The organism is Streptococcus sp. Marseille-Q5112, from assembly GCF_916700555.1.
GTDB classification, from domain to species: Bacteria; Bacillota; Bacilli; order Lactobacillales; family Streptococcaceae; genus Streptococcus; species Streptococcus symci.
Map to the genome: position 1 here is coordinate 1 of NZ_CAKAKP010000010.1, position 15,652 is coordinate 15,652.

Below are 15,652 nucleotides of genomic sequence, written 5' to 3' on the forward strand. Positions count from 1 at the left end.
GAATATTGATGGTATTAATATACTAGTAAAACTTATTCGCATACATGATATGGTTAAGGTCAGAGAGCTTGGATTTAACAAGACAATCTATAACTACATATTTTCATGGGAAGATATCATTTTCCCTGCCATTAACAACAATATAAACGGCTCAAAACTTGAACCACTTGTTAAAAAATATTCTTTACAAGTACTGTCTATGAATATTCCTGCAAAAATGATTGGGAATGTGATCTATGTTGATCCCAAGGTGCTTGAAGAATGTATTAAAAATGATATTGAAGAAAGAAATAAACTTTTAAATTTTTAAAGATGACTTTTATTGAAGTTATCAATAACAAAAAATGACAATAGATTTTCTACTGTCATTTTTATTTTTCTAAATTTTTAGCAGAGTATTCTCATAAGTCTCTAAATCTCTTTCAACTTTTCGAGATAGGTGGTTAATTCTGCTTGTGCTTCTGGTGTTGTGCCTACTAGCTGGCTGCGCATGTGTGCGAGTCTGGCTTCTACTTGACCAATCTCTTTATCAATCTCTGCGAGCTGGTCGGCGAGGTCGGCGAGGGGAACTACGGGTTCTTCCTCAAAGGTATCGACATAGCGCGGAATGTTGAGGTTGTAGTCATTTTCGACAATCTCTTCAAAGCTGGCTAGATGGGCAAACTTCTCGATATTCTCGCGTTTTTGATAAGTCTCCAAAATCTTGGCAATATGGTCTTCGGTCATATTGTTTTGATTTTTCCCTTTTTCAAACTCTTTTGAGGCATCGATAAAGAAGACATCCTTGTAGCAATAATTCCCTGACCTTCAAACTTCTACTAAAACAAGCAAAATCCCCTGCAAATCTACATTACAGGGGACTTGTGTATTATTCTTGTACTTCTTTCTGGGCGGCCTTGCCTTGGTCTAGAAGGGCTTGGACAATTTTCTCATCACGCAGCTTGACAGAATCGTTGATCATTTCTGCGGACTTGACGATGGTTGTTTCTAGTTGGGCACGTTTCTGGCGTCCCAATTCAATAGCTGCGACGATACCTTGGTTTTGAGCAACCAGACTTTCAGCCAATTTGGTAACCGATTCGACAGCGACTGTCGGGCTTTGGGCAATTCGTTCCATCTGCGGAATCACTTCCTTGCTGGTTTCAGCTAGCATCTGAAGGGCAGCATTATTGGCATTGACAATGGCATCTGCCACGACACCTGATTTCATGGATTGTTGCAAAATACCCAGTTGGGCAATGGAAAGCTTCATTGTCGGAATCGTATTGCGACGAAGCATGCCCAATTTTTGGCGCATATCAGATGATACCTTCACAAGATTCCGCATCTGAGGTGTTGTTGCCCAGGCAACATAGAGACGGCTGACATACTCAGTATGTTGTTGTTCAAGGGTATTGACCACTTCAGCCATGCGGGCCAATTCTTGTGACTTGGTTTGGTATTCTACCGTACTTGTATCGAGTTGGTCAACTTGAGCCTTCAGTTCTGCAGCGCGATTGCCAGCTTCTGTCTGGCTGGCTTCGATAAAGGAAATCACTCCCACTAGATTTTCAATGGATTTGGTATTGTCCTCAATCAACATCTCAGCAGAGACGATATTTCGAGCTAAGACATCTTCTTGCTTGACCACTGCAGCCGCCATACCATCGAGCTTTTGCTCAACTGTTTTTGAGTCAAAGTAAAATTCCTGTAGGGTATTCTTGCTCTTGTTAAACAATCGTTGCAAAAAGTTTGGCTTTTCTTCTAACTCAGCAATTTCAGCGTTCTTGTATTTGACTACAAAGCCTTGCAACTCACGGTTGGTATTCTTGAGTAAATCATCCACTTGGGGAATTTGCAGTTTCTTTTGTTCTGACAAGATACGATTGACTGTATTGTTCACACCTTCTACAGCAGATTGTCCAAAGTCTAAAAGAGCATTTTGATTTGTGACAAACTGGTCTACTAACTGGGGCACGTGCGCCTTGATTCCTTCTTGCTGCTCAGGGCTCAACTTTTCAAGGAAGGTCAAGGTCTTGTCTGAGCCAGTATTGGTCTCGATGATTTGGGTTGTTTTATCCACCTTAGCTACCGTATTATTAGCAATCTGGTCAATATCAAAATTAAATTCTGTCATGGTTACTCCTTTGTTTCTAACCTATTCTTTACGATCTTTTTCTAGGATACGCAAACTGATATCAAAATCACGCATATCTGTTTCATTGAGTTCTCTCAAGACTTGGTCTAGCTCAAGGTCAAATTGTTCGATAGCTGCTTTAGCTTGCTCTAAGCGTTCTTCTGCCCGATTATAGTTTTTAGGATTGGCCTTAATCTTTAAATAGCCTTCTAAAATTGTTTGGAATTTCTCCATCTTCAAACTATGAATGGCCGTCAATTCTTCCTTATCACCATCAGCAGAGGTAGCAATCTTGTCTAAAATGGCCTGATGGTCAATAGCAATATTGGCCAAGGTCTGGGATAATTCTGGAGCTAATTCCTCTGGCTCCGCATTTTCAATATCTACCTGACTTTCTCTATCCAAACGTTCTAGCTGAACATCGATAGTTGCCCGTACTGTACGAACCTTTTTATCAATACGATTATAGACATCATCATCGATATAGGACTTGAGACGATCCGCCTCCTGATGGATTTCTCGCAGTTCGATTAATACTTGATTGGCCAGACTTTTATATGAATCCGAGCCTTTTTCTACTAAAGTTTCCTCTAATTGCTGAATATCCTTGTCCGCCTGACGAATCCGAGCTTTTAAAAGCTCAATCCGATCATCTAGAGAACGATCCTGCAAAAGAGGATAGCGTAAGCGTTTGTAAAGACGATAACCACCATAGCCTAGCAGGACACAAGCCGCAAGCGGAAGAGCATATTGGACCAAAAGGCCCAGTAAGAACAAGAAGCCCCAAAAATAGAGACAGCCTTTCCAAAAACCATTACCTGATTTCATAAACATTCCTTATTTTCAATTTATAAGTCTATTTTAGCACAAAAGACAAAAATGAGGGCGGAAATCCCCTAGAAAAGAGTTGATTTCTTTGCTGTAGAATGGAACTTGGTAGCGCATGGGCTAATTTCAGTGAAGCTGACTCAAACCACAAACACACTCTGGGGAATATCAAAACAAAAGCTTGAAATATCGGGGGAGTTGTGTTAGAATGAACTTACAATGTGAGTAAAGTTACAGCATATGTAACTAAAAAAGCCCCACCGTACCACCGATGGGGTTTTTTGCTACCCTCTAAAAGGGTTAACCATTACTTTTTACGTTTCTTAAGCCATAACTTGAAAAGCTCAGATAACACGTTAATAAGTAACGGAGCTAGAAACACTGTGAGTAAAGTTTCTAACATATGTAACACCTTCCTTAAAGTGAGGGGGCCAAAATATTATATCACACCAGATTTATATCATCAACATCGCGTCATTCTTGGAATAGATAGACTTAGATACACAAATAACCTTACTGGCAAATCTCTATACAAACTCAGAAATCAAGCTTTTAAGACAAAGCAAAAAGCCCACTGTTGTAGGCTTTCTGTAAGATATATCTTAAAATTAAAGCATTTTGTTGTAGAATTCAACGACAAGTGCTTCGTTGATTTCTGGGTTGATTTCGTCGCGTTCTGGCAAGCGAGTCAATGAACCTTCCAATTTTTCAGCGTCGAATGATACGAATGCTGGGCGTCCAAGAGTAGCTTCTACTGCTTCAAGGATAGCTGAAACTTTCAATGATTTTTCACGAACTGAAATCACTTGACCTGGAGTTACGCGGTATGATGGGATATCAACGCGTTTTCCGTCAACAAGGATGTGACCGTGGTTTACGAATTGACGAGCTTGACGACGAGTAGTCGCAAGACCAAGACGGTAAACAACGTTATCCAAACGACGTTCCAAAAGAAGCATGAAGTTGAAACCTAGGATTCCGCCTTTGATTTTTGTAGCTTGTACGAACAAGTTACGGAATTGTTTTTCACCTACACCGTAAGTGAAACGAAGTTTTTGTTTTTCAGCCAATTGCAAACCGTATTCTGACAATTTAGAACGGTTGTTTGGTCCGTGTTGTCCTGGTACGTAGTTACGACGTGCCAATTCTTTACCTGTACCTGTAAGTGAAAGGCCAAGGCGACGAGCTTGTTTCCAAGATGGTCCTGTATAACGTGACATGTGAATGTCCTCCTGATATAAATAATATTTCGGTGGAAATAGTCACTTAGAAAGCCCTGATTCGTGCAGATGCCCTTCGCCTAAACAGCCAAGGTTACTTATCATAAGACACCTGTTGACGAGCTTCATGCTTTCCTGCTGATATTTCACACAAAATCCATTTTACCATGAATGGCTAGATTTGTAAAGGGGTTTTAAGCTTTATTTTCATTGCCAGAGAGGTTAAGAAGGAGGGTAAAGGTACTTCCTAGGCCGTACTGACTGCTGACTGTGATTTCCCCACCCAATTGATGGGCCAATTCACGCGCAATCGCAAGACCCAAGCCATGACCACCTGTTTTCATGTTACGCGAAGTTTCTACACGATAAAGTCGTTTGAAAATATTCTCCAAATCCTCTGGGGCAATGCCCTGCCCTTCATCGGTCACACTGATTGAAAGCTGGTTATTTTCCAGCTTAGCTACCACTTCCAGCTTGGTTCCTGGAGCTGAGTATTTAAAAGCGTTATTGACCAGATTCACCAAGATACGAGAAAGTTTAGCATAATCTCCCTCAATCCGGGCAGACTCTGGGATTACCTCCAAATGAACATCTCGCTCTTCCTGCTCAATCAAGAACTGAAATTCACTCATGCACTCAATCAAGAGCTGGTCCAGAAAAATGCTATCTTTGCTGGTCGTTTCGACCTGATTTCTAGCTGTATTTAGGGTCAAAAAATTCAACTCTTCAACCAATTTATTGAGTCTTTCCGTCTGACGCCCAATGGTTGCTAGATAATGGTCCTGTTCTCCTTCTTTGATAACCCCATCCAAAATCCCTTCTACCGTCGCTTGAATCGAAGTGATGGGGGTCTTGATATCATGCGAAAGTTGAGCAATCATCAAGCCCTTTTCTCGTTCGCTTTCTTCCAAGGAATCAAAGGTCGCCTGCAAATCATGGGACATTTCATTGAAAGCTTGGCCTAATTGTTGAAATTCTACAGGGCCTTGAACCTCCAGATTTGAAGGAAAATCCTTGTCCGCTACCCGCTTGGCATGTTCCTTGAGTTTGCCCAACGACGTAAAGACCGGCGATAAGAGAAAGAGACTAATCCCAGCACCGACAAGGCTGGCAACGATGGTCATTCCAAGCAGAAAGTAAATCTCGCTTTTCTCAATCAGCATTTTTTGAACAGCCCAAAAAACCACGATAATCGTTAGGAGTGTTGAAATGACATACCCCACTAAAATATAACTTTTTAATTTCATTAACTACCTCGCGCTTTCTCAATTTTGTAGCCCAAACCCCAGACGGTTTTGATGGTCGGTGTTTCTGCACTGGCATGTTTAGCCAACTCCTGTCGAAGAGCATGAATATGAACATTCAAGGTATTAGTATCATCCACATAGTCTTCTTGCCAGACCTTTTCATAGAGGTCTGTCTTAGAGAAAACCCGCTCTGGATTGCTGACTAGAAGCCATAGAAGTTCGAAGGATTTGACTGTCAAATCAAGCGCTACATCTCCGACTTGAACCTCATGGCTACCGTGATTCATCCGTAAATCCCCGAGACTGACGACTTCTGTCTCACCTCCACGATGAAGGCGACGCAAGATATTGTGGACACGCAAAACCAGCTCACGAGGGCTAAAGGGCTTGGCAATAAAGTCATCTGCCCCTAAGCTCAGTCCATAAATCTTGTCCTGCTCGCTAGTTTTAGCCGTGATAAAGAGAAAAGGCTGATCCGGAGATTGATACTGAACCTCACTAATCAAATCATAACCATCCATCCGAGGCATCATGATATCTGTAATAATCAAATCAATTGGTTTTCGCTTGAAGATTTCTAAAGCCTCTACTCCATCATGGGCCACCAAAACCTGATATCCTGCCTGAACCAGATAACGTTGATGAATATCTGTGATTTCTACCTCGTCGTCAACGAGTAAAATTGTCTTTCCCATCTGTCTCTCCTTTGAAAAAAACAGTGCTATACCACAATAGTATAACACTATTTTTATCTCTTTACGAACATTCTAAACGATATCTGGATTTTTCAAATCCTAGATAGAAAGTCTGTAACTAGACTAGTCATTTTCCTCTTTTTTAGCTTTCAAACCGAGTCCACCTAGCAGGCCGGCCAAAGCTAATCCAAAGAATCCAATAGTAGCCATTGATGTTTGGGCTTCACCAGTATATGGAAGCATGGCTTTTTGGTCTTTCATTTGAGTAGCCATCATTGGACTTGACACCTTATTATTGGATACCACCTTGCCTTCATCAGGCATTTTGCTTGAGGTTACCATAGGCTGGCTAGCATTCATGGTTTTGTCCTGCTCTTTGTTAGGCATCATCTTATCCTGGCTAGCAGCTGACATTTTAGATTTCATATCATTGAGGGACTTATACCCATTCAAGTTCACTGTCAATTCTTTAGTCGCTACAAGGTTAGTCAAATCAGCCTTGCCATCTTTAGCACCGTACACTTTGATGGTAGCTTTATAGCTTTGAGTGCCGTTTTGTTTCAAAAGGTCAAGAAGCTCTTTGTCAGATTTACCTTGAGTGCCAGCCAAATCCACTTCATAGAAGTAAAGACCTTTGCCCAATTTTTCTACTGGTGGAAGAGCTGGATTTTTAGCTGAACCATTGTCTGACCATGGAGCCTTGTCAGAGGCTTTCAAGATAAGGCGAGTCAACATACCGTCACCGGCGAAGAATTCGTATGGAATAACTTGGTTAACACCGGCTGTGAATGGACCTGGGAAATTAGCTTTGTCCAAGTAAGTAGCCGGAACATCTACTGTGTCTTTAGTATTGTCAGCCACGCCTTTTTGCACTTCAGCTGGAGTAGTCAAGCCATTCAAGTTCACTGTCAATTCTTTAGTCGCTACGAGATTAGTCAAATCAGCCTTGCCGTCTTTGGCACCGTACACTTTGATAGTTGCTTTGTAACTTTGAGTGCCATTTTGTTTCAACAAGTCTAACAAATCTTTGTCTGATTTGCCTTGAGTGCCAGCCAAATCCACTTCATAGAAGTAAAGACCTTTGCCCAATTTTTTTACTGCTGGGAGAGCTGGGTTTTTAGCTGAACCGTTGTCTGACCATGGAGCCTTGTCAGAAGCTTTCAAAATAAGACGAGTCAACATACCGTCACCAGCGAAGAATTCATATGGAATAACTTGGTTAACACCGGCTGTGAATGGACCAGGGAAGTTAGCTTTATCCAAGTAAGATGCCGGAACATCCACTGTATCTTTCGTATTATCAGCCACACCTTTTTGCACTTCAGCTGGGGTAGTCAAGCCATTCAAGTTGACATCCAAATCCTTAGTCGCTACAAGGTTAGTCAAATCAGCCTTACCGTCTTTAGCACCGTAAACTTTGATGGTAGCTTTATAACTTTGAGTACCGTTTTGTTTCAAGAGGTCAAGCAATTCTTTGTCTGATTTACCTTGGGTACCTGCCAAGTCTACTTCATAGAAGTAAAGGCCTTTGCCCAATTTTTCTACTGGTGGAAGAGCGGGGTTTTTAGCTGAACCGTTATCTGACCATGGAGCCTTGTCGGATGCTTTCAAGATAAGACGAGTCAACATACCATCACCAGCGAAAAGTTCGTATGGAATAACTTGGTTAACACCTGCTGTGAATGGGCCTGGAAAATTAGCTTTGTCTAGGTAAGTAGCTGGAACATCCACTGTGTCTTTAGTGTTGTCGGCCACACCTTTTTGCACTTCAGCTGGAGTGGTCAAGCCATTCAAATTGACATTCAAATCTTTAGTCGCTACGAGATTGCTCAAATCTGCCTTGCCGTCTTTAGCACCGTACACTTTGATAGTTGCTTTATAGCTTTGAGTGCCGTTTTGTTTCAAGAGGTCAAGAAGGTCTTTATCTGATTTGCCTTGAGTACCGGCCAAGTCCACTTCATAGAAGTAAAGGCCTTTGCCCAATTTTTCTACTGGTGGAAGAGCAGGATTTTTAGCTGAACCATTGTCAGACCATGGAGCCTTATCTGATGCTTTCAAAATCAAACGAGTTAACATACCGTCTCCAGCGAAGAATTCGTATGGAATAACTTGGTTAACACCTGCTGTGAATGGACCAGGGAAATTGGCCTTGTCCAGGTAAGTGGCTGGAACGTCTACTGTGTCTTTAGTATTGTCAGCCACACCTTTTTGCACTTCAGCTGGTGTAGTTGCTGGTTGAGCTTCATTTGCTTCACGGTCTTGTCCAGTAACTGCAGGAGCAGGATTTGTAGCAGGTTTAACCGCATCTTCTGTTTCTTTCTTAGATTCAGGTTTTGCTTGCACTTCGTCTTTTGGTGCTACTACTTGATCTTTAGCAGCCACATCCGCTTTCTCTGGAGAGTTTGTAGTATCCAAGCTTGCTTTAGGTGCTGAGTCTGCCTTTTCTGAAGGAAGAGCTGTATCGACTGCTTCTTTGAGAAGTTCTGCTGGTAAGTCGCTCTTTGCACTCACCGAAGCAGCGTCTGGCACGACTTGGGCAGGGGTCGGATTGACAACATCAGCACGTACAGAACTTGGTTGCCCAACTAGGACAAAGAAGCCACTGGCCACAACAACTGAGGCAACACCGACACTGAGACGGCGAATAGACCAACGAGTATATCTTTGATTTGGATTGAATTTCATAGGATTCTCCTTAGAGTTTTTCTTTATTTGATGACTCTAGTATAATCTCCTAAAATTAAAAAGGATTAAGAAAAAGTTAAAATTTTTCTTAAATCCCTCTTATAAAATACTTATATTAATTTTTTTACGAATTCAATTCTGCCAAGTCGTCTAGATACTGGTTGTTAATGACTGCCAAGATATAGGCATCTGACTTCAAGAGATCATTGGGACCAAACTGGACATCCAGTTGTGAATTTTCTTGCTCACGAAATCCTAGGACATTGAGGTTGTATTTGCCACGTAGATTCAGCTGGCTCAGGCTTTGACCAGCCCAAACACTAGGAATTTTCATCTCCACGATAGACACATTTTTATCCAGCTGAAAGACATCAACATTGTTATGAAAGAGAATGGTCTGTGCTAGGGACTGCCCCATTTCATACTCAGGCGAGATTACCGAGTCGGCACCGATTTTTTCCAGTACCTTCTTGGCTGTCTGGCTTTTGACCTTGGCAATAACCCTTGGTACCCCTAGACTCTTACAATGCATAACTGCAAGCACACTCGACTCCAGATTTTCCCCTGTCGCTACCACAACCGTATCACAGGTATCAATTCCTGCGGTTCTGAGGAGTTCCTCGTCTGTAATATCGCCCACAACTCCACGCGCCAAAACAGGCTCAAATTGATTGATGTGCTCAGCGTGGTCATCAATGGCAATAATATTCATATTTTGCTTGGCTAGAGCCGTCAGGACACTACTCCCAAAAATCCCCAAGCCTAAAATTCCAATCGTACGATCTGACATCGTTCTTCCTTTCTTATCCAATACTTATATCTGCTTTCATATACTGAATCAAATCTTTCTTATCAGGCTGGTAATCCGCTAGACTAACCAGCAAGGTCAAGGGACCGATACGGCCAATAAACATGAGCAACATGACAATACTGAGGGCTAACTTGCCCAATTCTGGTGTCAGATTTGCCGTTACCCCAACTGTCGCCAGAGCTGAAATGGTCTCAAACATGAGGTAGATAAATCGCGGTGTTCCTTCTGCCGTAATTCCCAGCAACATCAAGCCCAACAAGAAGGTCATCAAAAAGATAATGAAGACACTAAAGGATTTTTGGACTGTTCGAACCTCAATAGTTCTCTGCGCAACATTGGCATGAGGTAAACCCAGCAATTCACTACGCGCAAAGACCAATAAGACAAAGAAAGTCGTAATCTTGAGCCCCCCAGCCGTTCCTCCAGGCGCTCCACCCAGAAACATCTGTAAGATATAGATAAACAAGGTCACAGGCCGAGCTTGGGTGTAGTCAATAGAGGCAAAACCAGCTGTTCTCATGCTGACGGTTTGGAAAAAGCTGACCAACACTTTCTCTGGAACACTGAGATTGCCAATCGTTCCTGGATTGTGCCACTCTGTAAAGAGTGTGGCTCCTGTCCCAAACAGCAAAATCCCTGCAGTCAAGAAGAGAACCAGCTTGGTGTGGAAACGCAGACGGCGTTTTTTCTTCTTACCTAGCTGGGTTGCCAAGTCAAACCAGACCATAAAACCCAGACCACCCGTGATAATCAAGCCAGCAATGACCAGATTGATTAAAGGATCCGTCTGAAAAGCCACTAAACTGCTACTGCCGAAATTATCAAAACCAGCATTACAAAAGGCGGAAATAGCTAAAAAGATAGAGGTAAAAATTCCCCTTCCCCAGCCAAACTCAGGAACAAAACGGAAACTTAGCAGGAAGGCACCCAATCCCTCCACCAGAAAAGTCGTCAAAAAGATGGACCGCATAAAGGCCTTCAGCGACCGAGTTTCCCCGTAACTAAAGCTCTCCTGAATGGTTTCACGACTGCGAAGACTGAGCTTTTGCTTCCCCTGAATATAAAAGACCCCGATAAAGGTCATGAGCCCCAGACCACCAATCTGTATCAAGAGCATACAAATCAACTGTCCCCAAACATTATAGGTAGTAGCCACCGGTTGCGTAAAAAGACCAGTCACACAGACCATGGACACCGTCGTAAAGAGATGGTCAAAATAAGTGGCCTGCGAACCGCTTGCCTGGACAAAAGGCAGACTCAAAAGGAGAGAACCTATAAAAATAACTCCAGCGAAACTTAAAAAAATCCGACGAGCTGGCGAAAGTCCGCCCAAGGCTCTCTCAATTTTTTTCACAAATAATTTGAATAACATACATCCATTGTACCATAAAAAGTAGGAGAGTAGCTATATCTGAAAGGCTATCTCAAGACAGAGTTCCAAGGCCTTATCGAAAGCTTCTGAACCCCAGTCACGACTATCGTACTGGTCCAAGTCTGCTAAGGAATCAGCTGTGAACAACAATTCTCCCCAGAGAATCCCACGTAGCTGGGCTACTGCCGCAAGCACAGAACACTCCATCTCTACAACAGCACAGCCTTCTTCCTTGCGATAGGCAACCTTTTCAGCCGTTTCTCGGTAAAAACCGTCTGTCGTCCAGGTCATGACTTCTTCATAAGGAATCTCTCTATCATCCAAAACTCGCTCAATAGCAGCAATAGCCTCTGGCTGAATTTCCATATAACGAGAAGGTGCCACATAATGATAACTAGCTCCTTCATCTCGCAGAGCCCGAATAGGGACTAGAAAGGCATTTTCTTCTATATCAGCCAGCACACCACAGGTTCCAGTGGAAATAATCTGCTCCACACCATATCCAATCAACCAATCCATAAACTGGGCTGCTGGAGCTGAACCAACAGGAGCCTGAGCCAGACAGATCTTCTCGCCCTTGTAGTTCACGACATAGACTGGATAGGTCTTGGTGGCTGAAACGAATTCGCCGACACAATCCGCCCCTACTTCCCTCGCATAGCAGTCAATCTCCTCACCTAAAAAAGCATAGACACACTTCTTTGGCAACTGTAAATCCAACCCCTCATGATTGGGCATGATAACCGCCTGAGGATTATCATCAAACTCTAAAATGGGAATCGCATGTTTTTGAATCATAACCTACCTCCTCTGATTTTGTACTATTGTATCAAAAGCTGACAGAGTGTCAAGGAGGAAGCTGATGAACTGAGGAGAAAAAGTATCCCACTTACGAGATGCTTTTAAATTAATCAATGAAGCAGACTTTATAAAATATAGAGTAGGTAAATGTGGGCTTAGTCAAAGATGATGAAACCTACAAAGAAAGAAACAACCTCCGCTGTTCCTTTTTACTTCTATTTCACAGGTATTTCCTTAATCACGCGCGCGGGATTGCCAGCTAGGACAACATTATCACCAAAAGATTTGGTAATCACGGCCCCTGCTCCTGCCACTACGTTATTGCCCAGTGTCACTCCAGGAAGGACAATAACACCACCTCCAGCCCAGAAATTGTCTCCGATAGTAATAGGCTTGCCGTATTCCACACCTGAATTACGTTCCTGCGGGTCCAAAGGATGGAGGGGAGTCAAGAACTGACAGTTGGGACCAATCATAGCATTGTCCCCGATGCGAATCGGACAAACATCCAGCATGGTCAAGTTCCAATTAGAATAAAAATTTTCCCCTAGATGGATATTGACTCCATAATCGACTACCAGTCGTGGATTGACAAAGATATTTTGTCCAGTCGAGCCGAACCAAGTCTTGATGATTTCGACTCCCTTCAAGGGATCTTCTTCCTTGTTAAAGGCAGATTGTTTTTGGCGAGAAGCCTGAGCCAAGGCCCGCAATTCTGGGTCCGATGGACGGTAAACCTCTCCTGTTATCATTTTCTGGTATTCACTGGTCATAGTATCACCTCATACTTACTTTGGAGCCCATCATATCAAAAAGCCTTTGAAAGGTCAAGAATAGCCTGATCAACATATCTTACCCATGGCACTAGCAACGCTCGCTTAAATATTTTTGAGAATAGAAATCGTTCGTTTTGTCTATATCAATCACAATCCATTGTTTACATGATGCTGTAGAACATCAAAATCATAATCAAGATTAGTGCTTCATGCCAAGTTCTCGCAATTTCTGATAAACTTGCTCTTCATCTGTTGCCACCTGATAAACAATATTGTGATTCTCCAAGGAATTAAAGAAATAATCTTGAATAGCAATAGCTAATTTATCACTGTCTCGCATATTATCTGTCTTAGTTTCTACAAAAAGATAAATAATCTTATTTTGAGCACCTTCAATTACAAAAACAAAATCAGGACTAGTTGTTCCACCCGTATATTTTGGAATACGAATAGCAGATTTAGGAAGTTTTCCGAATACTGTTACTGTCTTATCATAGTGATGCTGAAGAAGTTTTTTCTCTGGATTCTCACTATCATAGTAAACGGGTGGACGGTCGTAAAGATATCGTTCTTCCCTCCCAACCTCATTCAACTCTTTTGTACCTAAATTTCCAATAATAATTTCATTTACAAAACTATCCGTTGTAGCATCATAAAGTGTTGTAATAGCTTGAAAATCCAAACTTTCATAGCGATAAGCTGTGCTATAACTCTTCTCAAAAGCACATTTAAAGGCTTTAACCAAATTTTTCAAGGTCTCATTATTTAGAATATTATCATTTCTAATTTTTTTCAATACTTTTAAGAGCCGCCTATGTAATGCTGTAATAGGTAAATTCGTTTCCTGTACCAGCTTTTTGAGGAAGTCTCCATACGCCATACCAGCTCGCGCATGGCTATAACTAGCTGTCTCCGTTGAACTAGTAACTTCACTATCCTCTGCTACCAGACTTTCCCTTATCATACCAAAATATTCAACAACATAGTACGTCTCATCTAAAAATATCTGATCCATAAGTTGTGATATATCAACAGCTCCATCATCAAAAACTATCATACGTCGCTTCGAAAAATCTCTCCAAAGTTCTTTCACCTGTTTCCAGTTGTCTTGATTTAATTTAACATGCGTAACAGGCCTTGTCTCATTACTATTACGAACCTTATCGCCTCTCAGTTGCTGTTCTATCAGGATAGGATACAACTGGCATAATTTCTCCCATCCTCCCTCTTGATAAGTCATAGAAAAATCAATAATTCCATTCTGTCCCAACTGATTTTTGAGGGCATTCTCCGTCAAATCCGAATAATGGCTAAGAATCAACCGAATCGTTTGCTCATCTAATCTTTCTCTATTAAATTCAATTGGAGCGTCGTTGTTGATTTCTCCAATTAATTTTTGGGCAAAATCTCTCTCATCATATCCAATGAGGAAATCCAACCGAGAGACAAATTCGTCTTGTGTGACACGGCGTCCCTTCTCATCAACTGGAAGACGAAGTCCTCGACCTACTTCTTGAATCTTCGAATTTTCAGATCCGGAAGTGCGAAGTTTGCAAATAACAAAAACATTAGGGTTATCCCATCCTTCACGAAGCGTCCACTTTGAAAAGAGGAAGCGTCTAGTTAGCCAATTCCCTTCACCATCTTTAAAAGACAATAGCTTGGTTTTATTATGAAGAATATCATCAACTTCTGCTTGGATATCATCGGCACTTGAACCACGATCTTCTCCGAAATAGCCTGCATGAATGGACTGAGTATCAGCCTGCAAGTCACATAGACTTGCTTTAAGGTAGCCTAAATAATCTTTACTGATAGCATCTGACATTTTTTCCATGTCTGCTATCCTGCTTTGCAATTTTGCCAAAAGCAGACGCTCAAAAGTCAAACGCAACCAGCCATCCTTCTTTCGATAAGAGGCAATAGAGTCAATGAAAAAAAGGGTTAGAGCCTTAATTTTAGGTTGATTATTCGGACGACTAAAAAGTTCCCATTCCTTTATAAAGTGCTTATCAATAGCATCTTCTATCATAAGTTCCTGATAAGAGTTAGCAAAGGTGTGAGGCATGAGCATCATCCCATCAGCCAATTCTAATCCATTACTGAGCACTTTGGAACCTGCATAAAAAACATCCCCCTCAAAAGCAGAATCAACATCAGCAAGATTATCTCCGACCGCTAGCGTCCTTGTCAAATTACCTTTTTTCAGCGTCAACTCCTTCGCTTTTACTCCTACTACCTTCCATATATTTTGGCTCTCCTCTTTAGTCAATTTAGGATAAGCAATATCAATCCCCTTTACAAGCCCTTGATTAAAGGACTTGACAGCATTCAAGTTATAGACTGGTTGGTCTTGATAATAGTGTTTCTTTGAATCTCTTACTCGACCATTTTTTACCCTCACCTCAGGAAATGTAGCCCCAAAGCGAACAATCATTTGAGGCTTGAGACTGGTTACCGCTTGATAATTTTTGCCGTCAGTGGGAAAACGATGCGGTTCGTCTATAATAACAACTGGACGCGTTCTTTCAAGGGCTGCAATGGGCTGTGTGATGTTAGACAAAAGGGTCTGATCGTATTTGTTACTCGTCATAGAAGACGATCGTAGCATATCTGCATTGACTAGAAGAACTTGAATCGTATTGCTATTGAGCCTTGAGCCTTCTATAAAACTTGTCAGTTGAGCTGGAAAGTTTTTGCGACCACTTTTCACTTTAAAGTCCCCTGCATTGATGACATTGAGATCAATACGAACGTTACTGTAATGTTGAGAAAAGTGCTGTTTAGCATAATCCGACTGGATAAAATGTCTGGTTCCCTCTTTGATAGCGGGACTCGGTACGACAATAATAAATTTAAAAAGTCCTCTCTCCTTGTGAAGCTCATAGAGAAGTCTGGTATATACATAGGTCTTACCAGTTCCTGTCTCCATCTTGACATCTAAAAATTTCTTCTCATCATAGCGTCCATAGAGAAGAGGATTAGCATAGACATAGTTGATATCGGGATCCGTACTACAATCATCAATCTTTGGAAATGCATCCATAATAGCTTTTAAAGCTTCTTCTTGATGGGGCAGTTCTTCTAGAAATAGTTTCATG

11 protein-coding genes and 2 pseudogenes are annotated in these 15,652 nt (G+C 41.7%); 1 reads left to right on the forward strand and 12 read right to left on the reverse strand.

The window, feature by feature from the left end:
* A pseudogene (locus tag LG372_RS07330) lies at positions 1-310 on the forward strand (hypothetical protein); the annotation flags it as partial.
* A gap of 101 nt (positions 311-411) precedes the next feature.
* Here LG372_RS07330 and LG372_RS07335 read toward each other — a convergent pair.
* The 12 genes and pseudogenes from LG372_RS07335 to LG372_RS07390 all read right to left on the reverse strand — a co-directional run.
* Positions 412-798 (reverse strand): annotated as a pseudogene (locus tag LG372_RS07335) (N-6 DNA methylase); the annotation flags it as partial.
* 70 nt (positions 799-868) lie between these two features.
* A complete protein-coding gene (locus tag LG372_RS07340) occupies positions 869-2,116 on the reverse strand; it encodes a toxic anion resistance protein (RefSeq protein WP_124788416.1) in 1,248 nt (415 codons plus the stop codon).
* 21 nt (positions 2,117-2,137) lie between these two features.
* Positions 2,138-2,944 (reverse strand): hypothetical protein, encoded by an 807-nt coding sequence (locus tag LG372_RS07345; RefSeq protein ID WP_225742483.1) that lies wholly within the window; start codon positions 2,942-2,944, stop codon positions 2,138-2,140.
* 608 nt (positions 2,945-3,552) lie between these two features.
* Positions 3,553-4,164, reverse strand: coding sequence for a 30S ribosomal protein S4 (rpsD, locus tag LG372_RS07350; RefSeq protein WP_225742484.1), 612 nt, complete (start codon positions 4,162-4,164; stop codon positions 3,553-3,555).
* A 194-nt stretch (positions 4,165-4,358) separates the two neighbouring features.
* A complete protein-coding gene (locus LG372_RS07355) occupies positions 4,359-5,411 on the reverse strand; it encodes a sensor histidine kinase (protein WP_225742485.1) in 1,053 nt (350 codons plus the stop codon).
* Positions 5,411-6,106 (reverse strand): response regulator transcription factor, encoded by a 696-nt coding sequence (locus LG372_RS07360; RefSeq protein WP_049524000.1) that lies wholly within the window; start codon positions 6,104-6,106, stop codon positions 5,411-5,413. The genes LG372_RS07355 and LG372_RS07360 overlap by 1 nt, the downstream gene beginning before the upstream one ends.
* 123 nt (positions 6,107-6,229) lie before the next feature.
* A complete protein-coding gene (locus LG372_RS07365) occupies positions 6,230-8,791 on the reverse strand; it encodes an SSURE domain-containing protein (RefSeq protein WP_225742486.1) in 2,562 nt (853 codons plus the stop codon).
* A gap of 124 nt (positions 8,792-8,915) precedes the next feature.
* Positions 8,916-9,581 (reverse strand): potassium channel family protein, encoded by a 666-nt coding sequence (locus LG372_RS07370; protein ID WP_225742487.1) that lies wholly within the window; start codon positions 9,579-9,581, stop codon positions 8,916-8,918.
* Positions 9,582-9,594: 13 nt separating this feature from the next.
* Positions 9,595-10,974, reverse strand: coding sequence for a TrkH family potassium uptake protein (locus tag LG372_RS07375; protein WP_225742488.1), 1,380 nt, complete (start codon positions 10,972-10,974; stop codon positions 9,595-9,597).
* Between the two features lie 33 nt (positions 10,975-11,007).
* Positions 11,008-11,772 carry a nucleoside phosphorylase gene (locus LG372_RS07380; RefSeq protein ID WP_225742489.1) on the reverse strand — a complete coding sequence of 255 codons (765 nt, stop codon included), beginning with the start codon at positions 11,770-11,772 and terminating at the stop codon, positions 11,008-11,010.
* A 218-nt stretch (positions 11,773-11,990) separates the two neighbouring features.
* Entirely contained in the window at positions 11,991-12,548 is a 558-nt protein-coding gene (locus tag LG372_RS07385; protein WP_225742490.1) for a sugar O-acetyltransferase, read from the reverse strand.
* Positions 12,549-12,750: 202 nt separating this feature from the next.
* Positions 12,751-15,651, reverse strand: a complete 2,901-nt coding sequence (locus LG372_RS07390) for a type III restriction-modification system endonuclease (protein ID WP_225742491.1) — start codon at positions 15,649-15,651, stop codon at positions 12,751-12,753.
* Position 15,652 lies beyond the last annotated feature (1 nt).